Origin of the sequence: Nannocystis pusilla (genome assembly GCF_020073745.1) — a bacterium.
In the GTDB taxonomy this organism is placed as follows: Bacteria; Myxococcota_A; Polyangia; order Nannocystales; family Nannocystaceae; genus Nannocystis; species Nannocystis radixulma.
Genome location: NZ_JAIRAU010000031.1, coordinates 25734 through 50201, shown reverse-complemented (window position 1 = coordinate 50201; position 24468 = coordinate 25734). Strand labels below are relative to the sequence as shown.

At 73.4% G+C, this 24468-nt stretch carries 19 protein-coding genes and 1 pseudogene; 7 read left to right on the top strand and 13 right to left on the bottom strand.

Going from position 1 to position 24468, the window contains the following annotated elements; translation table 11 throughout:
* Positions 1–34: 34 nt before the first annotated feature.
* Together K7C98_RS24355 and K7C98_RS24350 are read right to left on the bottom strand one after the other, a co-directional pair.
* Entirely contained in the window at positions 35–1183 is a 1149-nt protein-coding gene (locus K7C98_RS24355; RefSeq protein ID WP_224194149.1) for an adenylate/guanylate cyclase domain-containing protein, read from the bottom strand.
* Positions 1184–1548: 365 nt separating this feature from the next.
* Positions 1549–1731, bottom strand: a complete 183-nt coding sequence (locus K7C98_RS24350; protein WP_224194148.1) for a hypothetical protein — start codon at positions 1729–1731, stop codon at positions 1549–1551.
* A 646-nt stretch (positions 1732–2377) separates the two neighbouring features.
* On the opposite strand from K7C98_RS24350, the gene K7C98_RS24345 reads away from it, so the two are divergent.
* On the top strand, positions 2378–3589 hold the full coding sequence (locus K7C98_RS24345; RefSeq protein WP_224194147.1) for a cytochrome P450: 1212 nt from the start codon (positions 2378–2380) through the stop codon (positions 3587–3589).
* 171 nt (positions 3590–3760) lie between these two features.
* Here the strand turns inward: K7C98_RS24345 and K7C98_RS24340 are convergent, their stop codons facing one another.
* The 5 genes from K7C98_RS24340 to K7C98_RS24320 all read right to left on the bottom strand — a co-directional run bounded on the left by K7C98_RS24340 (position 3761) and on the right by K7C98_RS24320 (position 10845).
* On the bottom strand, positions 3761–4093 hold the full coding sequence (locus tag K7C98_RS24340; protein WP_224194146.1) for a hypothetical protein: 333 nt from the start codon (positions 4091–4093) through the stop codon (positions 3761–3763).
* Between the two features lie 329 nt (positions 4094–4422).
* Positions 4423–5394, bottom strand: coding sequence for an endonuclease (locus K7C98_RS24335; RefSeq protein WP_224194145.1), 972 nt, complete (start codon positions 5392–5394; stop codon positions 4423–4425).
* A gap of 327 nt (positions 5395–5721) precedes the next feature.
* The gene (locus tag K7C98_RS24330; RefSeq protein WP_224194144.1) at positions 5722–8778 is read right to left on the bottom strand and encodes a hypothetical protein; all 3057 of its coding nucleotides are present in this window, start codon (positions 8776–8778) and stop codon (positions 5722–5724) included.
* A 121-nt stretch (positions 8779–8899) separates the two neighbouring features.
* Positions 8900–10660 (bottom strand): YsnF/AvaK domain-containing protein, encoded by a 1761-nt coding sequence (locus K7C98_RS24325; RefSeq protein ID WP_224194143.1) that lies wholly within the window; start codon positions 10658–10660, stop codon positions 8900–8902.
* 2 nt (positions 10661–10662) lie between these two features.
* The gene (locus tag K7C98_RS24320) at positions 10663–10845 is read right to left on the bottom strand and encodes a hypothetical protein (protein ID WP_224194142.1); all 183 of its coding nucleotides are present in this window, start codon (positions 10843–10845) and stop codon (positions 10663–10665) included.
* Positions 10846–11031: 186 nt separating this feature from the next.
* Here K7C98_RS24320 and K7C98_RS24315 point away from each other — a divergent pair, with 186 nt between their 5' ends.
* A complete protein-coding gene (locus tag K7C98_RS24315) occupies positions 11032–11601 on the top strand; it encodes a hypothetical protein (protein ID WP_224194141.1) in 570 nt (189 codons plus the stop codon).
* 60 nt (positions 11602–11661) lie between these two features.
* On the opposite strand, the gene pssA is transcribed toward K7C98_RS24315, so the two are convergent.
* Complete coding sequence (gene pssA, locus K7C98_RS24310) at positions 11662–12561, bottom strand: CDP-diacylglycerol--serine O-phosphatidyltransferase (protein WP_224194140.1); 900 nt, start codon at positions 12559–12561, stop codon at positions 11662–11664.
* Positions 12562–12673: 112 nt separating this feature from the next.
* On the opposite strand from pssA, the gene truA reads away from it, so the two are divergent.
* Both truA and K7C98_RS24300 read left to right on the top strand, forming a co-directional pair.
* The gene (truA, locus tag K7C98_RS24305) at positions 12674–13546 is read left to right on the top strand and encodes a tRNA pseudouridine(38-40) synthase TruA (protein WP_224194139.1); all 873 of its coding nucleotides are present in this window, start codon (positions 12674–12676) and stop codon (positions 13544–13546) included.
* 34 nt (positions 13547–13580) lie between these two features.
* Complete coding sequence (locus tag K7C98_RS24300; RefSeq protein ID WP_224194138.1) at positions 13581–14405, top strand: SDR family NAD(P)-dependent oxidoreductase; 825 nt, start codon at positions 13581–13583, stop codon at positions 14403–14405.
* Between the two features lie 79 nt (positions 14406–14484).
* Here the strand turns inward: K7C98_RS24300 and K7C98_RS24295 are convergent, their stop codons facing one another.
* Positions 14485–14895 carry a hypothetical protein gene (locus K7C98_RS24295; RefSeq protein ID WP_224194137.1) on the bottom strand — a complete coding sequence of 137 codons (411 nt, stop codon included), beginning with the start codon at positions 14893–14895 and terminating at the stop codon, positions 14485–14487.
* 391 nt (positions 14896–15286) lie between these two features.
* Positions 15287–16435 (bottom strand): FG-GAP repeat domain-containing protein, encoded by a 1149-nt coding sequence (locus K7C98_RS24290; RefSeq protein WP_224194136.1) that lies wholly within the window; start codon positions 16433–16435, stop codon positions 15287–15289.
* A 64-nt stretch (positions 16436–16499) separates the two neighbouring features.
* Here K7C98_RS24290 and K7C98_RS24285 point away from each other — a divergent pair, with 64 nt between their 5' ends.
* Complete coding sequence (locus K7C98_RS24285; protein WP_224194135.1) at positions 16500–17087, top strand: Uma2 family endonuclease; 588 nt, start codon at positions 16500–16502, stop codon at positions 17085–17087.
* Positions 17088–17322: 235 nt separating this feature from the next.
* Positions 17323–18009: a class I SAM-dependent methyltransferase gene (locus K7C98_RS24280; protein ID WP_224194134.1), complete on the top strand. Its 687-nt coding sequence runs from the start codon at positions 17323–17325 to the stop codon at positions 18007–18009.
* A 192-nt stretch (positions 18010–18201) separates the two neighbouring features.
* Here K7C98_RS24280 and K7C98_RS24275 read toward each other — a convergent pair whose 3' ends face one another.
* The 3 genes and pseudogenes from K7C98_RS24275 to K7C98_RS24265 form a co-directional block, all read right to left on the bottom strand.
* Positions 18202–19503 (bottom strand): citrate synthase, encoded by a 1302-nt coding sequence (locus K7C98_RS24275; RefSeq protein WP_224194133.1) that lies wholly within the window; start codon positions 19501–19503, stop codon positions 18202–18204.
* Positions 19504–20876: 1373 nt separating this feature from the next.
* A pseudogene (locus K7C98_RS44975) lies at positions 20877–21182 on the bottom strand (DUF167 domain-containing protein); the annotation flags it as partial.
* Positions 21179–22408 carry an alanine racemase gene (locus tag K7C98_RS24265; RefSeq protein WP_224194132.1) on the bottom strand — a complete coding sequence of 410 codons (1230 nt, stop codon included), beginning with the start codon at positions 22406–22408 and terminating at the stop codon, positions 21179–21181. The gene K7C98_RS24265 and the pseudogene K7C98_RS44975, both read right to left, overlap by 4 nt.
* 101 nt (positions 22409–22509) lie before the next feature.
* On the opposite strand from K7C98_RS24265, the gene K7C98_RS24260 reads away from it, so the two are divergent.
* Positions 22510–24324: a hypothetical protein gene (locus K7C98_RS24260; RefSeq protein ID WP_224194131.1), complete on the top strand. Its 1815-nt coding sequence runs from the start codon at positions 22510–22512 to the stop codon at positions 24322–24324.
* Positions 24325–24468 lie beyond the last annotated feature (144 nt).

The window sequence follows — 24468 nt, the reverse complement described above, 5'->3', positions numbered from 1 at the left end:
CGGCAGTGTAACCCCGCGGCCGGCTGCGCTCGCGTCATGAATTCGCGGGTCGCACGCCGAAGACGCGCGTCGGGGTGCCGACGCCGCGCAGGGTGTGCTCGCCGAGGTCGACGAGGTCGTCGCCGTCGACGCGGGCGCGGAACGCCGCGGTCATGAGGATCACCGCGTCGAGGGTCTTGCACAGCGGCTCGAGGCGACAGACCTCGTTGACCGGCCCGCCGATGACGGTGAAGTCGAGGCGGTCGGGGCCGCCGATGTTGCCGTAGAAGACGTCGCCGACGTGCAGCGCGACGCCCATGGCGAGCGGGTCCGGGCGGCCGGCGTTCCACTTGGCCAGCCCCGCGACGGCGCCGCGGGCGGCGGTCAGGGCCCGCCGGCACGCGTCGGCCTCGTCCCCGGCGCTGGGGAAGATCGCCAGCACGGCGTCGCCGATGAACTTGAGCACCTCCCCCCCGGCCGCGGCGATCGGCTCGACCACCCGCTCGAAGTAGGCGTCGAGCGCGGCGACGACCTCGACCGGCGGTCGCCGATCGGACAGCCCGGTGAAGCCGCGCAGGTCGCAGATCCAGATCGCGGCGCGGATCGAGGTGCCGCTGCCGCGCAGGAACTCGCCCGAGAGCACGCGGCGGGCCGCGTTGTCGCCGAGGTACACCTGCAGCAGGCTGCGGGTGGCGAACTGGGCCTGGAACAGCTCGAGGCGGACGGCGAGCGCGGGCAGGCAAGCGCGCAGCTGCGCGAGCGGCTCGTCGGCGAAGCCGTCCGGTGCGCGCGTCGCCAAGGTCAGGCCGGTGCGCCGGCCGTCGCTGAACGTCAGCGCCCAGGCGAGGTAGGCGGTGCCGCCCTGCTCGGCGAGCTCGCGGCAGATCGGGTATTCGAGCTGCGCGTCGGGGCCGCTGAGCCGGCAGCGGATCTCGTCGACGCCGCGCTCCATGAGCGCGTGCATCGGGCTCGACAGGAAGAACGGGGTGGTCAGGGCGCTGCGCGGGTTGTGGCGCACGGTGGGGCCGGCGTCGGCGGTCCAGAACACGCTGAGGACGCCGACCTCGGGGTGCATCGTCGCCAGGCCGGTGCTCATGCGCCACAGCGGGAGGCCGAATTGCTGCGCGCGCCGGGCCAGCGCGTCGAGGAAGGCCCCGACGTCGGCGGCGGGGACGGTCAGGATCCAGCGCGACAGCGCGTCCATCGCCGCGAGTCTACCGCCGTCGCGGGCCGGGCGACGCGGGTGCTTTCGCGCGCCGACATGTCCCTGAGGTCATGTCGAAGGTGGAGGCGACCCGGGGCCCGGGCGGGCCGCCGGGACATGTCCTCCTGGACATGTTCTTACGAGCATTCACTTCTTGAACGGCGAGCTCAGGGCGAGGGAGGTGGCGGACTTGTCGGGCCTGGGCTCGACGACCGGCGGCGGGGGCTGCAGCCCCAGGCGCGGCTGCAGGGCGAACGGCGTCGGCCTCCCCCGGCGCCGATCTTCGCGGCTCGGTCGTCGAGCCGGGAGCGGCGGTAGCCGGCGAGTGTCCGAACGTCCGCGCCGCGCCGCGCGAGCGCCTGGCATTATTGCCACTCGGTCGGTTCCCGTTCGACGTCGGCGTCGGCCCCGAATACGTCGGCCTGGTGCGCACCCCGGCGCCGGCCGACGTCGCGGCGCTGCTGGCGGCGTTCTTCGCCACGCCGGCCGATCTCCTGCCCGCCGAGCCGCTGCCGGACAACCTTCCGTGGCGCGAGGTCCGGGGTCATTGCCAGCACGACGCCCGCTCGCTGCTCGCCGCCGCCGCGTCGCGGCTGCCGTCCGACGCCTCGACATCCTCGCCCGCGACGAACAATTGCGGCGCGCCTTCGAGGCGCTCGCGCTGCCGGAGGAGGCCCACTGGCTCGCCGAGCGCGCGCGGAGGCTGCGGTGCGCGGCGCGGACGAGGTGACGCAATGTCCTGAAGGGCATGGTCTTTCGTTCATGTCCTGGCGATCGCGGCAGCCGCGGCGATCGGCGAGCCACGGACGGTGCCGTCGGCGTGGACCCGAGGCGTGCACGCGCGTGCACGACTCGCGGTGCCACGGCCGTCGCGGACCTGGAGTACGCAGGCCCGGCGCACCGCGGCTCGCCGGCGAGGCGACGTGGCATTCGTGGCACCATGGCCGCTGCTCCAGCGGCATGGAGCAGGCCGGTCGCGTCTCACCATGTGGACGAGGGGCTGTGCTCGCCGACCCGTCCATAAAGCAATCATGGCACCAGTACAGGGGCGCCGGGTATCGCTCCAGCATTCGAAAATGCGCGCATGCGCTCGGTGTCATGATACATTTTGCTCGACAGACTGTGATGATGTGCGGAACTATGGGCAGGCCGGGACCCAGCTGCTAAAGTGCATGGGCCTGGAGGATATCGCCGATGGCCGACAGCGACGCGCGCCCCTTTCTCGACCTCCACGGACCCGCCTTTCACGCCGACCCGCACGCCGCCTTGCGAGCCGCCCGCGAGCAGCACTGGTGCGCCGAGACGGCGATGGGCCCGGCGATCCTGCGGTTCCAGGAGGTCCAGGCGGCGCTGTCCCGGCGCACGTTGCGGTCCGGCGGCCCCGACTCGCTGGCGATGCAGGGGATCACCGAGGGCCCGCTCGCCGAGCTCATGGCGAGCTTCCTGCTCAACAGCGAGGGGGCGACGCACGACCGGCTGAGACGGCTGGTCGGTCGCTCGTTCACGATGCGCCGCGTCGAGGCGCTGCGACCGCTGATCACGGCCACCGCCCACGCGCTGATCGACGAGATCGCGGGCCGCGGGCGCTGCGACCTCGTGGCCGCATTCTCCGACCCGTTCGCGCGCCGCGTGCTCTGTGCATTCGTCGGGTTCCCGCCCGATGCCCAGGCGAGGGTCCGCCGCTGGACCGGCGACATCGGCCTCCTGTTCGGCTTCGGCGTCGCCGAGCACCGCGCCCGGATCGAGGCCTCGCTGGCCGAGTTCCACGCGTACGTCGACGAGCTCGTCGCCGCCCGCCGCCGCGCTCCCGGCGACGACCTCGTCAGCGACCTGGTCACCGCGGAGGCGGCCTCCGACGCGCTGTCTCAGGCCGAGCTGCGGGCCATGATCATCACGTTCCTGACCGCGGGCAGCGATACCGTGCTGCACCAGCTCGGGCACGCGTTCGCGACGTTCCTCGCGCACCCGGAGCAGTGGCGCCTGCTCGCCGAGGAGCCCGAACTCGCCGGCCAGGCCGCCGAGGAGATCGTCCGCTACTCCCCCGCGTCGCTGATCGGCCTCCCGCGGGTGGCGACCGAGGACGTCGAGATCGGCGGGCGCGTGTTCCTCCGCGGCTCGTTCATCCTCCCGATCACGGGGGCCGCGAACCGCGACCCGCAGGTGTTCGTCGAGCCGGACCGCTTCGACATCACCGCCCGACGCAGGCCACACCTGACGTTCGGCGGCGGCATTCATCATTGTCTCGGGGCCGCGCTCGCGCGCGCCGAGCTGCAGATCGCCCTGCCGCTGCTGGCCCGCCGCCTCGGCGAATTCGCGGCCGACGGCCCGGCGGAGTGGCTCCCTCCCACCCTGGCTGTCTACGGACCGGCGCAGTTTCCCGTCGCGTACCACGCCCCCGCCGCGTGAAGGAGCGGACTGCGTTGGTGCAATGACGAGAGCGGACAGTCGTCCGCTGGAATCACATGTCCGGATTCATCGAACGGTGGCGGACTCACCTGCGCAAGCTGCGGTCCGCTGTCGAGTCGCGCCGCACTCGCCCCGGCGATGCACGGCGACAAGTGGGGCCGGCGACGCTAGCTAGGTCCCGGTCGAGCGTCCGGAGCCGGGGCGATCATTCGCGGGGACTGCGGCGAGGGAGCGCTCGTAGTGGCGATCCCGCAGGACGAGGATCCGGACCGGGCCGCTCCTGTCGTCCTCGATCACCTCGTCCCACGAGTAGAAGACCCGCTCGGGTTGCGGCCGGCGCGGGACGACGAGCTCGCCCCAGCGGGTCAGCGTCGGCAAGGCGTCTTCGACCGCCTGCGGGGCGAGGACGAGGGCGATGCCGGACGGATCCTCCGAGGCGACGACGCCGCGACGGAGCGTTTCCTGGCCCTTGTAGACGTTGACGGGAGCTCCACTGGATTGCATGGGAATGCCGCCTGGAGATGCGGGTCATTCATACGTGGGAATATACGGACGAGCCGCGTGTGCCCGGTTCGCCCTGCTCGTGGGAGATCAATAGCCGGTGGGGCGGCCTCGGGCCAGCCGGCCCGGGCTCGACGCGACCCTCCCCCGATCGGACGCGCACGGAGCCATCCTCGCCCGTCAGAGCTCGCTCGAGCGCAGGACCCGCGGCTGGGGGCGCGTCAGCGCCGCCGGGGGCCGCTGATTCAAGCCGACGCGGAGCGGTCGGGCGACCTCGACGGCGAGCCGCGTTCGCCCGCGAAACCACCGGGAGCGAGCGGCGGTCTGAATCGTCAGTCGGCCAGACCGCGGACCACGTCGACCCGGGCGGCGAGCTGCGGGAAGTCGATGAACGGATTGCGCCCACCCTGAATGTGGGCAATCTCGGCGTTGCGGTGGCGCTCCCACTCGCCGGGCGGGTCCGCGGCGCTCCAGTCGGCGAGCCGGGCGAGCTGTTCGCCGGCGTAGTGCTCGCGTGAGACGCGGCCGGGATAGCGGACCAGGAAGTACAGGGTCGCACGCGCGGCGGCGGCCTTGCGGTGGCGCGGCTCGAAGCGCAGGTCGATCGATTCGCCGCACTGCTCGTCGTCGCCGTGGGCGGGGAACCCGGGGAACTCGGCGTACGGCGACGACGCGCGGCGGGCGTTGCACTGCTGATCGCAGGTGAAGAGGTGATGCAAGTCCGACTCCATCGGCAGCTTGCCGGCGAACCACGCCCGCGGCACCACGTGCTCGCAGTTGAAGCCGGCGCGCTCGTCGAGCGCCGCGAGGCCGCGGGCGAGCGCCTGGTCGCCGAGGCGCCGCCGCTGCGCCCGCAGGTCGGCCACCGCGGCCTCCAGGCGCTGCGTCGCGGCGAATTCGGCCCGCACGAACGCCTCGACGTCGTCGTATTCGTGCGGCGAATACAGGCTGCGCAGGAACAGGCGCTGGCCGTCGCGCACGAGGTCGACGAGCGGATAGAGGTACTGCAGGCGCGCGGCCTTGTACGAGAGCACGCGCTCGTGGCTGGCTTCGAGGCGCGCGCACAGGGCGTCGTAGAGCGCGGCAGGGTCGGCGGACTCGAGGTCGAGGCCCTGATAGTATTCGTCGCGCGCGAGCAGGTCGGCGTCGGGGTCGTAGTAATCGGCCGGCGCGGCCCGCTCCAGGCGCGCCAGGGCCTCCTGCAATTCGCGGGCAGGCGCGGTCGGGGCGTCCGCGGCGCCCGGATCGAGCAGCGCGAGCGAGACGTGAATGTCGGCAGAGACGACGAGCGCACTTCGAGGCACGGCACGACCTCCGTGGACCCGCGCGCGGTCGCCCGTTCGCCGGAGCGTGGGCGGGAGCCCGTCGCTTCAAGATGGAAGATCCTCCGGCGGACGCCAATGCGGCCCGCGCCGCTGCGCCCGCTTCGCCGCGCGCGGCGTGACTCGTTCGCCGCCCCGGCGGCGTGACGCGCGTCCTCGTGTCGCCGCCGTCGCCGACCTGCGCGTGCATCGCGAGGCGAGCGCGAGACCAGCACGACCTGTGCGGCGAGGACCGGGTCGTCGTGGGCTCGCTCGGCGAGGATGGCGTCGATTCGAGCGACGACATCGGCTCGCCCGGGCTCGGGTGAATCAGCCGGGCGGGGGGACCAGCACGAGGTCGCGCAGGGCGACGTGGGCGTCGGGGCGCTCGGGGTCGACGACCTCGACGCGCAGGCGCGGCGCGGGGCTCGGCAGCGTGACCTCGGTGAGGGGCGCGTGCCACACGCCGGCGAGGTCGTCGGGCGGGTCGAGCTCGACCAGCGTCACGCCGTCGGCGAGCACGCGCACGCGGCCGGCGGGGCTGAGGCGGGCGGCTCGCAGGGTCGCGGCGAGGGTGATGGTGGTCTTCGGGACATGTTCGACGGGGAAGGTCAGCGGGTCGCCGGCGCGCACGACCAGCGACGGGCCGTCGAGCTCGCGCGCCGGGTCGAGGCCGGGGCGCAGGCGCGAGAGGGCGCGGCCGGCGGCGAAGCGGGCGGGGGTGACGCGGTGGCCGAGGTCCTCCGGTGGGGCGTAGGTGCGCGACCAGGCGCCGCCGCGGTCGTCGGGGCCGCGGTCGGGGCCGAGCAGGCGCAGCTCGGCGAGGCCGCCGTGCGGACAGATCGGGTCGGGCCCCGCGCGCTCGCTGCCCCACAGCTCGATCCGCCGCGGCTGGCTGGCGAACGGGATCGGGCCGACCGTGTCGCGCGCCCGCTTCGGACCCGGGCCCGGGGCGTCGAGGGGCACGCGCCGGCCGTCGAGGACGAGCTGCCACGCGGGGGTGTCGGCGCCAGGATGAGCGACCAGGACGAGCGAGCCGGGGCCGGCGCCGGGCGGGAGGTCGAGGATGGTCGGGTGCTCGGCGTCGAGGCAGACCTGTCCGTCGGGCAAGTAATAAGAGGACAGGGTGATATGGTCAGGTCCCTCGGCGCGGCCGTCGTCGATCCGCCAGCTGCGGACGGCGGCGCGGCGGGCCGGGTCGACGGTGACCTCGAGCAGGCCGACGCGGAGGTCGCTGCGGGTGACGCGGTCGGGGATCCGGTCGTCGACGGGGGTGAGGCGGTGGAAGTAGAGCTCGGCGAAGGCGACCGGGCGGGCGACGAAGGGCGGCGGCAGCAGGTCGTCGACGAGCGCGAGCGGGGCCGCCTCGCCGGGGAGGCGCAGCGGGTGGGTGGCCTCGCCGAGCAGGAGGTACACCGGCGGCGGGTCGTCGCCGCTGGCCGCGGGCCCGGCGACGAGGAGCTCGTGGAGGGCGGCGTAGGCGGCCTCGCGGTCGCGGTAGGGCAGGACGGTGCGGCCGTGGCCGAACGCGAGGGCGCCGCCCAGCTGGCTGAACACGTGGACGTGGTGCCAGCCCTCGCCGCCGGCCAGGACGACCGCGCGCTCGGGGATCTCGGCGGCGAGGTCGGCGATCATGCGGTCGGCGCCGGCGAACTCCTGCAGGCGCGTGGCGGGGGCCCGGGCGTACGGCAGCGCCTGGGCGCCGAGCAGGCCGAGGCCGAGGACGAGGCTGACCCATCGGGCATGTCGCCGCAGACCTGTGCGTTCGGACATGAACGCATGGACATGTGAGAGCGCGAGCGCGGCCAGCAGGCAGGCGGCGGGCAGCAGCTCGGGGACGAGGTAGCGGCCGTAGTAATAGAGGCCGACCTGGGGCAGGTTGCGCTGGGCGTAGAGGGCGAGGGCGGTGACGGGGAGGGTGGCGATCGCCAGCAACCACGCGCTGGTGGCGGTGGGCGCGGGGCGCAGGCGGGCGAACGCGACCAGGCCGAGGCCGGCGGCGAGCAGCAGCGGGGCGCCGAGCAGCGGGCCGACCGGGTCGAGGCGGCTCCACGGCGGTCCGGGGGCGCGCAGGGCCAGCCAGGCGAGGCCGGCGAGGCCGGCGAGGCCGGCGAGGACGAGCGGGATCCGGCGGACGTGGCCGCGGGCGCGGTCGAGGGCGACGTCGAGGACGAGGTAGATCGCCAGGGCGACGAGGCCGACGAGCACCACCCCGGCCAGCGACAGCGCGGCCAGCGGGCCGAGCTGGCGCTTGAACTCGTCGTGCAGGTACGGATAGGTGGTGGCGGCGTGGAGCGCGAGGCTGGCGAGCAGCAGCCCGAAGAGCAAGGTCGGAGCGGACATGCGCCGAAGGCCAGGTTCGGGGCGCAGCCACAGCACCGCGAGCGCGGCCGGGGCGGCCAGCCACAGGTTGCCGCGGACGAAGCCGGCGAGGCCGAGCAGGAGGGCGGCGGTCAGCTCCTGGCCGAGGGCGGCGGCGTCGCGGGCGCGCAGGGTCGAGTCGGAGGCGCCGGACGGTCGCGGCTCGTCGGGGCCGAGGCCGCGGGCGACGGCGAGGGCGGCGGCGAGGACGAGCAGGCCGGTGAGCGGCTCGGTCAGCGGGGTGCGGGCGGTCCACACGGCGATCGGCGACAGCGCGAGCAGCCCGGCGGCCAGCCACGACCAGGCCGCGCGCGGCCACAGGCGCTCGCCCAGGGCCCACAGGGCCAGCACCGACAGGACGCCGGCGAGCGGGGCGACCAGTCCCATCGACCATGGCCCGAAGACCAGGCCGAACAGCGCCAGCAGCGACGGGTGGAGGTGGAGGAACTGCGGCACGACCTCGCCGGCGTCGCGGCGGGCGAGGTAGAAGCCGGGGCGGTAGGAGCCCTCGTAGCGGCCGACGCGGGCCGGGCTGCGGTCGGCGTGGAAGAGGCCGAGGATGTCCCCGGGGCCAGGTCGCAGCGAGGCCTCGGCGCCGGCGCGGGCCAGCACCGGGTCGGTGTGGTCGGTCCGGCCGGTGCGCAGGGTGTGGCGGGCGCGGAGGACGTAGGTGCCCTGGTCGCGGCCGCCGAGGTCGGCGGGGATCGGCGGCCAGCGCAGCGCGGCGGCGCCGGCGAGCAGGACCAGGACGGCGGCGGCGCGCGGCCAGGAGCGGGCCCCGGAGCGTCGCGGGGCTCGCTGTCCCCAGGGCCAGGCGAGCACCGCCAGCGCGATCGCGGTGAACGAGAACGACGGGGCGGAGAAGATGCCGGCGACCCCCAGCAACGCGGCCAGGAGCCCGAGCGCGCCGAGGGCCAGGGCGGCGACGAGGACGAGCGACTCGCCGGCGGCCAGCGGCCCGCAGCGCACCTGCCAGCGCCGCGCGAGCGCGACGATCACGGCGGCGAAGGCGAGCACGGGCGGCACTTCGCGCGAGGATAACGAAAAAAACCGCGTCCCTGGGCGGGACGCGGCGGGAGCGGACATGTTCTTTCGATCATGTCCGGCGAGGGCCCGGCCTATCGCCGGATCCCCCGCGGGAAGCGGATCAGCCGCCGGACGCGCGCTTCTTCTGCCCGGGCGGCGGCGGCGGCGTCGGCCGGTTGGTCGCGCTCGGCTGGCCGGTGCCGGGGGTCGTGCCGGTCGTGCCGGTCGTGCCGGTGACCTTGTGCATCGGCGTGGTCGACACCGTCTTCGACGGCGTCTGCTCCTCGACGACCTCGACGTCGGTGCGACGGACCTTGTCGCGCACGGTCTCGGTGTGCGTCTCGACCTCGCGGCCGACCACGACCTCCTCGACCACGCGCGCCTCCTTGGCGACCACCGCCTCCTCGGCGTACTCGGTCATCTCCATCGTCGACTCGCGGAACGCGTTGAGGTCCTCGCTGGTGGCCGGGCGGTCGACGGGGCGCCGCTTCACGGTCACGTGCTCCTCGCGCAGGTTGACCTGCTCCTCGACCGGGCGCTCGCTGACGTGCGCGTAGACGCGGACGCGGCCCTGCTCGACGACCCGCTTGCCGACCAGCAGGTCCTCCTCGACGACCTTCATCTCGACCGCGGCGTCCCTGAAGTGCGGCGCGTCGAGGTTCTGCTGCGTGCGCTGGGCGGCGCCGGTGCCGGTGGTGCCGGTGCCGGTGGTGCCGGTGGTGCCGGTGGCGGCGGCGGTGGTGCCCGTGGCGCCCGCCGCTTGCGTCCGCATGGCCGCGCCGGTCATGCCCGGCTGGGCGCGGTAGGCCTGGCGCTCGCGCGTGAGCTGCTCCATCGTGTACGGCTTGGCCGACTGGTCGTGGCCCTTGAAGCCGGTCGACTTGAAGTGCTCGCGGCGGCGGTCGACGTCGACCGCGCCCGAGCCGCTCATCATCGAGGCGACGTCGGCGGCGCGCTCGTCGGAGGTCTGCACGAGCACGAGGGTGCCGCCGCGGCGCACGGCCTCGGCGTAGAAGTGGGCGTCGTGTTCGGGCACGCCGGCCTGGGTGAGCGCGCCGACCAGGCCGCCGAGGGCGGCGCCGGCGGCCGCGCCGACGCCGGCGCCGGTGAGGGCGGCCAGCAGCGGGCCGGCGGCGACGATCGGGCCGATGCCGGGGATGAAGATCGAGCCGATGCCGGCGAGGAAACCGAGCACGCCGCCGACGCCGGTGCCGACGATCGCGCCGGTGCCTGCCCCCGTCTTCGCGCTCTCGGCCATCGCCTCGTGGCGGCCCTCGGCCGGGTCCTTGTCGAGGTTGATGGGGATGTTCTCGAGGTTGTTGGCGACCACGCTGATGTCTGCGCGGTCGATGTTGCGCTTGAGCAGGGCGGTGACGACGGCCTGCGCGTCGTTGAAATCATCGAACAGACCGATAACGGTTTTCATGACGGCTTCTCCTGGGGTGGTTCTGTTGTGGGTGATAGAGATCGCCTCGGAGCGGAGATGCATCGTCTGCTGCTCGCGCAAGTGCACGCGGTGGACGCGGACGTGCAGCTCTTCGCGCAGGACGAGCTGCTTCTGCACGACCACGACCTCCTCGTGGATCGGCAAGATCATGGTGTCGCCGTCGTAGCGGACGGGCACCGGGGCGTCGACCGGGCGGCCGACGGGGACGCGCCAGCTGACGACGTGGTCCTCGCTGCTGGCGAGCTCGACCGGCTCGTCGCGCTCCTCGACGGTCTTGTCGATGCGCACGCGCCCGCGCTCGCGCACGCGGGTGTCGACGCGCAGCCGCTCCTCCACCCGCGGGATGACGGCGACGTCGCGCGCGGTCGCCTCGGTCGCGGCGGCGGTCGGGCTCTCGCTGTCCTTTTGGACAGGTCTGTTCGGCGGGGTCGTCATTGTCATTGCGATTGCGCGGCCAACACGTAGACAAGGACGGTGGCGACGAGCAGGACGAGCAGCGCGGGGATGACGACGGGGGTCAGCCAGGGCGCGCGGGCTCGCGGACGCTGCTCGGCGGCGACGGGCATCCGTCGCTCGAGCAGCTGGGCGCTCGACGGAGAGTGGATTCCGAGCTTGGGCATCGTGCCTGTCTCGCTGCGGACGGGGCGGTGGCGCCGGGTCCGCGGTCCTGGTTCGCGGTCGCCATGCTTGTGGGCCCGGTCGCGACGCGGCGCCAGCGAGCGGGTGCGCGAACCTCCGCGGCGGTGTCGGCCGCGACGCGCGAGCGAGACAGACCCAGCCGTCGCGAGATCCTCTATGCTGCGGCGGTGCTCCCCTGGACGATCGTGGTGCTGACGGTCGCGGCCGTGGCGGTCGTGGCGGCGCTGGCGAGCCCGGCGACGACGCTCGCGGTGCTGGCCAAGGAAGGGCCGGCGGAGCACGCGTCGCACGCGGTGCTGGCGGCGGCGGTGGTCGCGTGGGCGCTCGCCGGGCGGGTCGCGAGCAGGCGCGCGGTGCCGCTGGCGATGGCGGGGTTCTTGGCGCTGGTGCTGGCGGAAGAGGTCGACTGGGGCGCCGTCTACGGCTGGCCGGCGCTCGGCGAGCGGATGGCGGCGGCGTTCGGCCACCGCAACATGCACAACGCCGGCCGCGGGTCGTCGTACCTGCTGTTCGCGCTGCCGCTGGTCGGTTACTACATGGTCCCCGGCACCGGTCGCTGGCTCGGCCGAGCCACGCCGAGCCGCGACGAGCGCTGGGCGTTCGCGGCGGTGGCGGGGCTGTTCATCGCCGGGAACATGATCCCGGCGTGGGAGCGGGCGGCCCAGGAGCTGCTCGAGCTGCTGCTGTACGCGCTGCTGCTGGCGACCGGGGTGCGGCTGGCGCGAGCGCCTGGCTGAAAGGACAGGCGGGGGCGGGGCGGATGGGCAGAGCCCGGCCCGGCGCGGCTGGCTGAAGGGTCAGGTCGAGGCGACGACGCTCTCGGCGCCGGGGGCGGTCCGGATGGTGGCGTCGTCGTCGATGCCGAGCTCGGCGAGGACCTCGTCCTCGCTGGCGACCTCTTCGCTCGCGGCAGGCGCGAGCGCCTGGGCCCGCGCGGCCCGCAGGCGCTCGACCCGGCCCTTGCGCAGCAGGTACATCTCCTCGATGAGGCCGAGGGTGATGTAACAGCCGACCAGCAGGATCAGCACGGCGGGGCGGGAGATCCGGACGGCCACGAGCACGGCGCTGGCGAGCAGCAGGCCGACCACGGCGGTGGTCCGCTTGGTCAGCTTGAGGTCCTTCATCGAGCGGAAGCGGACCCGGCTGATCATCAAGTACGAGAGGACGGTGACCAGCGTGGCGACGAGGATGTGATTGGTGGTCTGGTTGATGCCGATGGCGTGGAACGCCATCACCGTCGAGATCAGGACGGTGGCGGCGACGGGGATCGGCAGGCCCAGCATGTACTTGCCGGGCTTCTCGTCGATGGCCCGCAGCGACAGGACGTTGAAGCGGGCCAGGCGGAAGGCGCCGCCGGCGACGAACAGGAAGGCGATGAAGAGCCCGGCGCGGCCGAAACCCTCGAGGCCCCAGCGGTAGATGACGAGCCCGGGCGCGACGCCGAAGGTGACGAGGTCCGACAGGCTGTCGAGGTGCAGGCCGAGTTCGCTCTGCGTGCGCGTGAGCCGGGCGATCCGGCCGTCGGCGGCGTCGAAGAACAGGCCGAGCATGATCGCCAGCGAGGCCTTGTAGAGCGCGTCGCTGCCCCCGCCCTCGTCGCTCAACCGCGCGCACACCGAGATCGCGTAGAAGCCGCAAAACAGGCCGGCGAGGGTGAAGAGGTTCGGCAGCAGGAAATAGGTCTTGCGAAAGTCCATTGCCGGGGGGCACCAAGGTAGCAAGAAATCGCGCGCGCGGCGCTGATTTCGAGCACGGAGGCCGAGTTCGGTTGACAGGCCGCGAGGGTCGGCCGATGGTGCGGCCGCGCCCATGACGCTGCTCCTGCGGGTCGCCTACGACGGCACCGATTTTCACGGATTTGCCCGCCAGGAGGGCACCAGGACGGTGCAGGGGGTGCTGGAGACGGCCCTCGCCGAGCTCTACCAGAGGCCGCTGCGGACTCGCGCCGCCAGCCGCACGGACGCCGGCGTGCACGCGCTCGGGCAGCTGGTGGGGTTCGAACCGACGCTCCCGATCCCGGAGCGCGGCGTGGTGCTCGGACTCACGAGCAAGCTGCCGCGCGACGTCGGGGTGCTCGGCGCGTGGGCCTGCAGCCTGCCGGACGGCCGCGCGGTCGACCCGCGGTTTTACAACGACGGCAAGACGTATCGCTACCGGATCCGCTGCACGCCGCACCGCGTGCCGACGACCGACCGCGGCGAGTGGCACCTGGCCCGCAGGCTCGACGTCGCGGCGATGCAGGCGGCGGCCGCCGCGTTCGTCGGCGAACACGACTTCGCCGGCTTCCGCGCCAGCCAGTGCCAGGCGCAGACGACGGTGCGGACGATGCTCGCGGTCGAGGTCGCGGCGGCGGCGGCGGAGGAGCCGCCGGGCCTCAGCACGGTGGCCGCGCCCGACTCGCCGGCGATCGTGACGGTGACGGTCCGGGGCGAGGCTTTCTTGCAGAACATGGTGCGCATCATGGTCGGCACGCTGGTCGAGGTCGGGCTGGGACAGCGGCCTCCGGCGCAGATCGCCGAGCTGCTGGCCCGACCCGATCGCCGCCGGGCCGGCCGCACGGCGCCGCCGCGGGGCTTGACGCTGGTCGAGGTCCACTGGCCCGAACCGTGGCCACCCGCCGACTGGGAGTCGCGCGCACGCAAGCCCGAGGACGATCCGCGGGCGAGCGCGGCGTCGCGGTGACGGGCGCGCGGCGAACTGGTGTAGCGTGCCGGTGATGACGCTCTCCTTCGACAAGCCGGTGCGCGCGGTGGTCACCGGCGCGGGTGGTGGCCTCGGCCGCGCGTTCTGCCTCGAGCTGGGCCGCCGCAACGCGCAGGTCGTGGTGGCCGACATCGACCTGGCAGGCGCGGAGGAGACGGCGGGGCAGCTCGAGAAGCTCGGCTGCAAGGCCCACGCGCGGGCCTGCGACGTGGCCCGGCGCGAGGCGGTGGCGGAGCTGGCCGAGGCGGCGCAGTCGCTGCTCGGCGGGGTCGACCTGCTGATCAACAACGCCGGCGTGGCGACGAGCGGGCCGGTCGACGCCATCCCGCCGCAGGACTGGGAGTGGATCATGGGCGTCAACCTGTGGGGCGTGATCTACGGCTGCGAGCTGTTCCTGCCGCACATGCGCGCGCAGGGCCGCGGCCACGTGATCAACGTCGCCTCGGCGGCGGGGCTCCTGTGCACGCCGATGATGGCGCCCTACAACGTGACGAAGGCGGCCGTGGTCGCGCTGTCGGAGACGATGGCCGGAGAGCTGCGCGGCACCGGCATCGGCGTGACGGTGCTGTGCCCGACGTTCTTCCGCACGCGGATCATCGACGCCGGCCGCCACCACGGCGAGAGCCGCGCGGCGTCGACCGCCACCAAGCTGATGGAGCGCGCGAAGATGCAGGCGCCCGAGGTGGCCCGCTTCGCCCTCGACGCCGCCGCGGAGGGCACGCTCTACGCCCTGCCGCACGCCGACGGGTCGTGGCTGTGGCGGCTCAAGCGGCTGGCGCCCGAGCGGTTCTACCACAAGCTGGTGCCGCGCTACTTCGGCAAGATCAAGCGCGGGTGAGCTGCGTGGAGGGACATGTCCGCGAGGGCATGTCCAGGAGGGCATGTCCGGTCGGACCTGCCCGAACGAGCAGGGCCGATCAGCCGAGCGAGAGCACGCCGTGGATCCCGATCGCCATGACGATGATGATGGCGGCCAGGACCAGGACGGTGCGCTGGAGCGAGAACACGCGGGTGAGCTCGCGCAGGGCGTGCAGCAGGTGGGTGATGTCGTCGCCGCTGGTGTCGATCACGCGGTTGAAGGCGTCGACGGCCCGCTGCAGCCACATGCCGATGAGGCCGAACACGACGGCCTCGGCGAACTGACCGATCGCGGGGCCGATGGCCGACCTGCCGTGGGTGGCGAGGCCGGCGATGCCGAGGATCAGGACGAAGGCGCCCACCGCGAGCGAGGCCGCGGCGACGAAGCGCATGGCGTCGACGAGCTGGCGGATGATGACGTTCTCCGGCGCCGAGAACTCGTAGTTGCGGGGGGTGCTCGAGGTGGTCATGGCGGGGCCAAGGGTATCAGCGGCGGCGTCGGGCGCGAAATTCGGCGAGCCCGACGAGCGAGCCCAGGCAGGCCCGAACGGCGGCGGCGAGGTGCAGGGCCGGCAGCGTGCGTGGAAGCGGCGACGATGGAGGTCGCGGTGCGGCGAGCGGGCGCGGCGAGCGGTGCCCGCGTCGCCAGGACGGCGAGCGAGGTCGAGGCGGGGGCTCGCTGCGGGAGCACGAAACGGTGCCCGGAGCTGGCGAGGGCCCGGCTGCAGGGGTTCGTCGCGGGCTGCTCGGAACGGTGGCTGCACGGGGACGGAGGCTCGGTGATACCGTCGCGTGACGAGCGAGTGGTCGAGAGGACGCGCGACACGGGTGTGCTGGACCCCGGACGGCGCCGCGGCGCGGTCACGGGCCGCTGAGGCGGATGGCGAGGCCGCGGTCGGGGAACAGGCCGGCGACGACGTCGGCGCGGCCGTCGGCGTTGAGGTCGGGGAGGACGACCTCGACGACGTCGCCGACGAACTCGAGCTGGACGGCGGCGGTGAAGCGGCCGTCGCCGACGCCGCGCCACAGGCCGAGGCGGTCGCCGTGGAACAGGACGGCGTCGAGGCTGCCGTCGCCGTCGAGGTGCGCGAGGGCGATCGGGCCGGGGCGCGAGCCGAGGTTCGTACGTGGCCCTTCGGTCAGGTCGGGGCCGAGCAGCGGCGCGAGGGCGTCGGGGGCGGTGTCGAGGACGAGGACGTCGAGGATGTCGTCGTCGTCGAGGTCGCGCAGGTAGAGGCCGCCGGGCCTGAGGCCGGTGGTCATGGCGACGAGCGGGCCGAACCCGCCGCCGGCGAGGGTGGCCCGCGCGAGGCCGTCGCTGCGCCCCTGCTCGGCGAGGACGAGCTCGACCGGACCGTCGCGGCGCAGCCGGCCGGCGACGAAGGCGTCGGGCGCGAAGCGGTCGAGCCCGGGGACGACGGCGAGGTGCACCTCGGGGGCCGCAAAGCCGCCGGCCGGGTCGGCGCGGACGATGCTCAGAGCTGGCTGTCCGGACATGGCCCCGAGGACAAGCAAGTCGCGCCGGCCGTCGCCGTCGACGTCGGTGAGGGTGGTGGTGCGGATGTCGATGCCGACGGCGATCTCGAACGCGGGCGCGAAGCCGCCGGCGCCGTCGGCCCGGTAGACGAGGACGCCGGCGTCGCAGGTGGGGAACAGTAGGTCGACGGCGCCGTCGAGGTCGAGGTCGCCGGTGACCGGGTAGGCGCTGCAGCCGGCGACCCGCACGTCGCGCGGCTCGCCGAGCCCGCCAGCGCCGTCGCCGAGCCGCAGGTCGGTGGTGATGGTGCCCGACTCGGCGCCGACGACCAGGACGTCGTCGAGGCCGTCGCCGTCGAAGTCGCCGGCCCGCAGCGCGAGCGGGCTGGCGGCCTCGGACTGGACCTCGAGGACATGTTCGTTGAAACAGATCTCGGGGTCGCGGTACTCGCCGTCGCCGCAGTCGTCGGCGCAGCCCGTTGACGCCAGCGCGGACGTGACGGCGACGACGACTGCGACCACGCGAAAGCCCATGTCCGCAGGCTATCAGGCGCGGCGGCGACTGCAAGGGAACCAAAGATGGTGTATGCTGGCGATCATGGCCGCCGCGCCGAAGCTCGCGACCTACGCGGATCTGCTCGCCACGCCGGAGGACGTGAAGGCGGAGATCCTCGCGGGCGAATTGGTGGTGCAACCGAGCGCCGTGTTCGACCACGCCTATTCCCAGGGGGGGCTGCTCGGCAGCCTGCGCGGCCCGTTCGACCGCGGACGTGGCGGCCCCGGCGGCTGGTGGATCGTCGGCGAGGTCGATGTTCAGTTCACGGATCACGACGTGGTCCGCCCGGACCTCGTCGGCTGGCGGCGCGAGCGGTTGCCCTCTCCCTGGGGCAAGCGGCCGATCACGGCGGTGCCGGACTGGATCTGCGAGGTTCTGTCGCCCAGGCAGGGGGTGCGGCGCGACCGCGTGGTCAAGATGGAGCTGTACGCCCGCCACGGCGTGCCCTTCTACTGGCTGCTCGACCCGGTGGAGTGCGTGCTCGAGGCGTATGCGCTCGAGCGCGGGCGGTGGACGGTGACGGGGACGTACGGCCGCAGCGCTGTCGCTCGCGTGCCGCCGTTCGAGGCCATCGAGCTGGTGATCGACGACCTGTTCATGCCCGAGCCGCCGGTGGAGTCCGAAGGTTGAGCGCGCGAGGCCTCGCGGCGAGGCGGCGAAGCCATGATGGGTGCACGCGCCGGCGGCCAGACAGTGCGCGCGGAACGAACGCGACGAGGTGGCTCGGCGATGACGGGAGCACGGGTGCGCGGCCAGACGGTGCTTCTCAGGAGCGCGCAGAATCAGTGCGACGAGGTGGTCGGGCGATGACGGGACCACGCGCTCGCGGCCAGACAGTGACTCGCAACGACGAGGCGGTGGTGCGATGACCGGGAACGACGATCGTGGCCAGGCGGAGATCGTGGCGACCTATGATGCTGTCGCGGAGCGCTACGCGGCCGAGTTCGCCGACGACCTGGCGGAGAAGATCCTCGATCGCGCGCTGCTCTCGGCGCTGGCCGAGATGCTGCGGCGCGCGGGCGTCGAGAACAAGATCGCCGACCTCGGCTGTGGGCCGGGCTTCGAGGCGCGGTTCATGGCGGAGCTCGGGCTCGAGGTCGTGGGCGTCGACCTGTCACCGGCGATGATCGCAGAGGCGCAGCGGCGGCACGCGGGCGTGCGCGGGCTCGAGTTCAAGATCGGCTCGCTGCTGGCGCTGCCGTTCGCCGAGGCGTCGCTGGCGGGAGCGATCGCCATCTACTCGGTGATCCACCTCGAGCGCGCAGCGCGGGCGCTGGCCTACGTGGAGATGGCCCGGGTGGTGCGGCAGGGAGGGATGTTGCTGCTTTCGGTGCACACCAGCGCGCTCGGGTTCCCGTCAGGGAGCATCCGCCGGCTCGAGGAGTGGTGGGGCCGGCGCGTCGGGCTCGACGGGCACTTCATCGCCGCCGAGGAGGTCGCGGGGGGGCTCGAGCAGGCGGGCTTCGAGATCGCCGCGAGGCTCGAGCGCGGGCCGAGCACGTCGCGCGAGTTCCCCAGTCAGCGGGTCTACCTGCTGGCGCGGCGGCGGTGAGCGCAGCGGGGGAGCGAGAGGGGCGGACCGCGGGACATGTCTCGCGAGACATCCGCTCTCAGGACATGTCCCTCGAGACATTCGACCGGCACGAAGCTCTCCCGAGGCGCACACGTCTCGCGCGTCGACGGACGCAGAAAGGGCCCCGGCGCGGTGCGGCGGGGCCCTTCGGCGTCGCTCTCGAGGAGAGCGTCAGGTCGCGGGCTTGGTGGCGCGCGCGCTCATCGGCACGTAGGGGCGGAGCTCGGCGCCGGTGTAGATCTGGCGCGGGCGGGCGATCTTCTGCTCGGGGTCCTGCAGCATCTCCTGCCACTGGGCCAGCCAGCCGGAGGCGCGCGGGATGGCGAACAGGACCGGGAACATGTCGACCGGGAAGCCCATGGCCTGGTAGATCATGCCCGAGTAGAAGTCGACGTTCGGGTAGAGCTTGCGCTTGACGAAGTAGTCGTCGTTCAGCGCGATCTTCTCGAGCTCGAGGGCGATCTCGAGGAGCGGGTTCCTGCCGGTGACCTCGAAGACCTCGTGGGCGAGCTTCTTGATGACCTTGGCGCGCGGGTCGTAGTTCTTGTAGACGCGGTGGCCGAAGCCCATCAGGCGGCCGCTGCCGTTCTTCACGCCGGTGATGAACTCCGGCACGTTGGCGACGCTGCCGATCTGCTTGAGCATGTGCAGCACGGCCTCGTTGGCGCCGCCGTGCAGCGGGCCGTAGAGCGCGGCCGAGGCGGCGGCCAGGCTGCAGTACGGGTCGGTCTCGGCCGAGCCGACGGCCCGCGCGGCGTTGGCCGAGCAGTTCTGCTCGTGGTCGGCGTGGAGGATGAAGAGGATGTCGAGCGCCCGCTCGAGCACCGGGTGGGGCTCGAACCGCGGCTCGGCCATCCGGAAGATCATGTTGAGGAAGTTGCCGCAGTACGACAGCTCGTTGTCCGGGTAGACGTACGGCCGGCCGGCGCTGTGGCGGAACGCCCACGCCGACAGGGTCGGCATCTTGGCGATGATGCGCACGATCTGCTCGCGCCGGGTCCGGTCGTCGCGGACCTTCTTCGCCTCGGGGTAGAAGGTGGACAGCGCGCCGAGCATGCTGACCAACTTGCCCATCGGGTGGGCGTCGAAGCGGAAGCCCTCCATCGATTTGCGCAGGAACTCGTGGACGAAGGTGTGGTGGGTGATCTCGTGGCTCCACTTGCGCAGCTGGGCCTCGTTGGGCAGCTCGCCGTGGAGCAGGAGGTACGCGACCTCGATGTAGGACGACTGCTCGGCCAGGTCCTCGATGGCGTAGCCGCGGTAGCGCAAGATGCCCTTGTCGCCGTCGATCAAGGTGATCGCGGACCGGCACGACGCGGTGTTCATGAAGGCCGGGTCGTAGGTCATCAGGCCGAAGTCGTCGTCGGACGTCTTGATCTTGCGCAGCGCGTCGGCGCGGATCGTTCCGTCCTTGATCTCGATCTCGTAGGTCTTGCCGGTTCGGTTGTCGGTGATCGTCAGGGTGTCGGCCATGGAGAGCCTCCGGGCAAACGCCGTCAAGGCGACGGCTACATGGGAGCCAAGCTGGGAGCGAAGATCCACCAGCGATCGACAGCGCGATCGTCCAGGTCTCGGCCGCCAACCAGGAAGGTAACACCGGTCCCCAGGGTGATGGAATGCCCGCCGTGCACGCGAGTCGCGACGGTCTCGCCGAGCTCGGGGACGAGGGTCTTGCGATCGAGCCGCCACCAGTGGGCGGCGCCCTGAGCGTACACGGCCAGATCATCTGCGAAGAGCCGGGGATCTGCGAGCGGCTCGGCGAGGAAACCAGGCCGCTCTTCGACGACGGTGTTCGCGAGGGCGGGCGGACAGGTCAGCAGCAGCGCGTCGCCGGTGGGCTGGCCGCCGCGCTGGCCGCCGAGACACAGCACGCGCACGCTGTCCTCGGCGTCCTCGGCGACGTCGAGGGCGATGCACTGGATGTTCGTCCAGGCGCCGACCGGGCCGAATGCGTGGGCGCCGTCGGGGAAATACACCGCGGGTGCGTCGGCCTCGCCGCCGACCAACATGAGGGTCTCGTCGCTGCCGCGCATGAAGTTGACGAGCCGGGCCCCGGTGCGAGGACCGTCGAGCGCGGCGACCGGAGCGAGCTCGATGACGCCGTCGTCGTCGGGCTCGAGCGACAGCGCGACGAGGTCGGTGTGGGTGCCCCCACCGGCGATGTAGAGGCGGTCGCGGGCGGCGCCCACAGACCACGCAGCTCCGGGCCGCGCGCCGAGATCGTCGCCCATGACAGTGGCGACAGACCAGCGATCGGCGGCGGGATCGTACATCGCGGCGCCGATGCCCTCGTCGCCGCCGGCCCGCCACAATCGCCCGCGCCGATCGGCGACGAAGGCGCCGTCACCCGGCTCGGGCGGACCGGACAGGCGCGCGCCGAGGTCGATGTCGAAGCTGGTCTCGTTGAGGAGGGCGATGTCGCCGGCGCTGCTGAGCAGCACGAGGCCGCGACCCGGGGCGTACGCGGCGAGCACGTCGGGGTCGGGCTCGGCGACCTCGCCAGGGTAGACCGACAGGACGCCGGGCCGGGCCATCAGCACCGCGAGGTCGCCCGGCGGCGACAACAACACGAACGGGACGCTGCGGCCGTAGGCGAGCAACTCTGACCCATCGGCCAGGTAGAGCGCGAGGCTGCGCTCGACGGCGTCGGGCTCGAACTCGAGCTCGACCTCGAACTCGGTGCCGCGAACCGGATAACTGGCGAACCAGGCGTCGGGCCCGAGCTCGACGGCGAGGTTGTCGGCGCCGTTGAGATCCGTCGCGTCGTCGGGCAGGACGACCCGGACCGCGAACGGGACCTCGAGGGTGCAGGCCGCGAGCCCGGCGAGCAGCAGGCCGGCCAACCCGAGCCGGCTGCGCGCAACGGCTGCGCTCACGCCGGCGACGCGGACGGTCTTGCGCCGACCGGTGGCCCCACGGGCAATTTCGAGCGCGCCCTGGGGCACCTGGAGGTGATCCGAGAGGAGCTCGCACAGGGCCGTGTTGGCGGCGCCGTCGACCGGGGGCGCGGCCAGCTGGACCTTGAGGCGGCCGTCGTGGAGGCCGACGAGCCGGCTGCGCGCGGCCCGGGGGGCGACGAGGACGTCGAGTTCGCAGCCGCGAGCGTGGTCGCGGACCGGAGAGTCGGAGCCGGGCGGCAGGTCGGAGGTCATGCGGGCGATCCTTCGGAGGCGAGGAAGAGGCGGTGGCCCTGGGCGCCGATGGGCGCGCGGACCGGACTACTACCTGGCCGAAGGAGCAGGCATTCTCGGTAGAGGTTGACGGTGGTGCAGACGTGGTCGGGGACCAGGAGGACCGGGGCGCCGTGGTCGGGGATCGCGCCGTGCTCGCGCCGCAGCGGCAGGTGCTCCTCGGAGGGCTTCAGCGGGACGAGGCCCGGCCAGGCGGGGAGCCGGCAATTCGGGGCGGGGCGATCGGGGGCGATCGCCTTGCTGCCGGCGTCGAGGGTGACGCGATCGGGGCCGCGGCTGACGACCCGGGCGAGCACCCAGGCGGCCTGTCGCAGGCCGAGCGCCTCGGCGGCGGGGTGGCTGCGGAGATCGCTGAGGACCACGGTGCCGGGCGAGATCCGGTGACGCCACGGGCCGGCGGCCAGCCGCGGGTGGGCCAGCGCGGCGAGGAAGCTGTGGGTGCCGGAGGTGACGAGCTCGAGATCGGTGCCGATGCAAGCAAACGCCGCGGCGAGATCGCAGAGGAGGTCGTAGGCGGCGGCGGCTTCGTTCGTCTGGCTCCAGGCGAGGTGGCCGTCGTAGCCGTGCAGGCCGGCGACGCGGCAGCGTGACAGCGCCGCAAGCCGGGCGACGCTGTCGCGCCAGACCGGCGGGGGGCTGCCGGTGCGACCCATGCCGAGGTCGACGTCGAGGTGGAGGTCGAGCGGGCGAGCGAGGCCGGCGCGGGCGGCCCAGGCGTCGAGGGCGAGCGCGTGCTCCGGGCTGTCGGCCAGCAGCTGCACGCGCGCGGCCGGGTGGGCGCCGGCGAGGGCGACGGCGGCGTGGAAGGCGGCCTCGTGCAGGGGGTAGGCGAGGAGGACGTCGAGGCTGTCCTCGCGGCCATCTTCGGCGGCGGCGTCGAGGAGCATCTGCAGCTCGTCGAGGGTGGCGCACTTGCAGCGGGTGACCCCGGCGGCCCACAACCGCCGCACGAGCGCGGCCGACTTGAGGGTCTTGACGTGCGGACGCCAGCGCTCGCTGCCGCTGGAGCCGTCCGTGCGGCCGCTCGACGGGCCGGCGGTGGCACCGTGACAGCGGCGCAAGACGGCGGCGATGTTGTGGTCGACGGCGGCGAGGTCGACGACGAGGGCCGGCGAGGCGAGGGCCGGCAGGAGCGGGCCGATGTCCGCCAGGATGGCGGCGGCGCGGGCGGCGTCGGGACCGGGCACCGCGGGAGTGTGCAGCACGCCACGCACCGAGACAAGGGAGGGGCCGTGCGGGTGCTTCGGCCGCGTTGTACTGGGCGCCGAGGTGTGTTTACGCTGCGACCATGCGCATGACGCCTCGCTTGCTCCCGGCCACGCTCCTGCTCCTCTTCGCTTGCGGTGACGACGGAAACATTACGTCGACGGGGTTCACCGAGGGCAACGGCTCGACGGTGACGATGGGCGGCGCGACGATGAACGCGACCGACACGACGACCGAGAGCGTGCCGACCACGACGGTCCCGACGGAGGGCAGCGCCACCGACGGTGACTCGACGACGCAGGTGTCGACGACCGAGGCGGTGACGTCGACCGACGCGACGACGACGACGACCGAACCCGCGACGTCGACGACGACGACGACGACCGGCGAGACGACCGAACCCGAGACGACGACGACGACGACCGGCGACGCGTGCTCGGAGGAGGTGCCGGACCCGAACTGTACGGGGATCGACGAGGGGCTCATCTTCGTGTCGACGCCGGTCGACGGCGGCAGCGACCTCAATGACGGCGTCACCCACGAGACGCCGGTGGCGACCATCGCCAAGGCGATCGAGCTGGCGCTGGCGTGCCCGGACAAGTGCGACATCGTCGTCAGCAAGGGCACGTATCCGAAGTCGGTGACGCTGGCGTCGGGCGTGAGCATCTTCGGCGGCTACACGCCGAAGTCGTTCATCTACGACCTGCAGGCCAACCAGACCACGATCGTCGGCAGCGAGGCGCGGGCGGTCCAGGCCAGCGCGCTGACCGAGACGGTGCGCTTCCACGGGTTCACGGTCGAGGGCAAGGACTTCGGCGATCAGGGCCAGTCGAGCTACGCGCTGTGGGTGAAGGACTCGGCCGACGACCTGCTGCTGGTCGAGCGCTGCGTCCTGAACGGCGGCGACGGCGGGGCCGGCACCAGCGGCACGGCCGGCACCAAGGGCGACGACGGCGGGATCGGCGGCAACGCCAGCAACCAGACCGGCGGGACCGGCGGCTCGTCGAGCTGCGGGGCCAACGGCGGCAACGGCGGCTCGGCGGCCGACTGCTCGAGCGCGCCGGGCGGGGGCGGGCAGGCTGGCGGCGACGCGACGCAGGGCGGCGCGGGCGGGACCAACGGCGCCAGCCAGTGCAGCCTCAACATCGTCAACGGCTGCAACGACAAGGGCGGGACCGGCGTGGCCGGCAGCGCGGGCGACAACGGCGGGGCCGGCTCGGGCGGCGCGGCCGGCGTCGCGCCGACCGGGGCGTTCGACGCGGCGGGGATGTGGTCGGGGACCAGCGGCGGCAGCGGCACGCGCGGCATGCACGGGCGCGGGGGCGGCGGCGGCGGGGCCGGCGGGACGGACAAGGATCCGTTCACGTGCGGCGACGACACCGACCTCGGCGGCGGGGGCGGCGGGGGCGGCGGGGGCGGCTGCGGCGGTCTGGCGGGCGCGCCGGGCGGTGCGGGCGGCGCCTCGTTCGGGATCGTCGTGATCAACTCGTCGATTCAGGTGTCGAACTCGCTGGTCAACGCCGGCAAGGGCGGCAAGGGCGGCGCCGGCGGCAAGGGCGGCAACGGCGGGGTCGGCAAGGCCGGCGGCAACTTCGGCCTGGGCAAGAACGGCGGCGACCCGAGCGACGGCGGCGGCAACGGGGCAGTCGGCGCGAAGGGCGGCGACGGCGGCGGCGGCGGCGGTGCGGCCGGTGGTTGCGGCGGGGCGTCGATCGCGATCGCCCGCGTCAGCGGCGGGTTCGTCGGCCTGGCCAACACGCAGCTGCAGGCCGGTACGCCGGGCGACGGCGGCCTCGGCGGCGACGGCGGCTTCGAGGGCAACGCGGCCGGCAAGCCGCAGGCGCCCGACGGCGGCGACGGCTGCCAGGGCGTGGCCAGCGAGGAGCAGACGTACTAAACCTTTCGGGCAGGTCCGAATGGACATGCCTGAAGGGGCATGCCTGAAAGGGCATGCCTGAAAGGACAGGAGTATCGGCGGCATCGACGCGGGCCGCCGCTGCGCTTTCTGGGGCGACGAGCGGGGGGCCGTGTGCCGTTGACG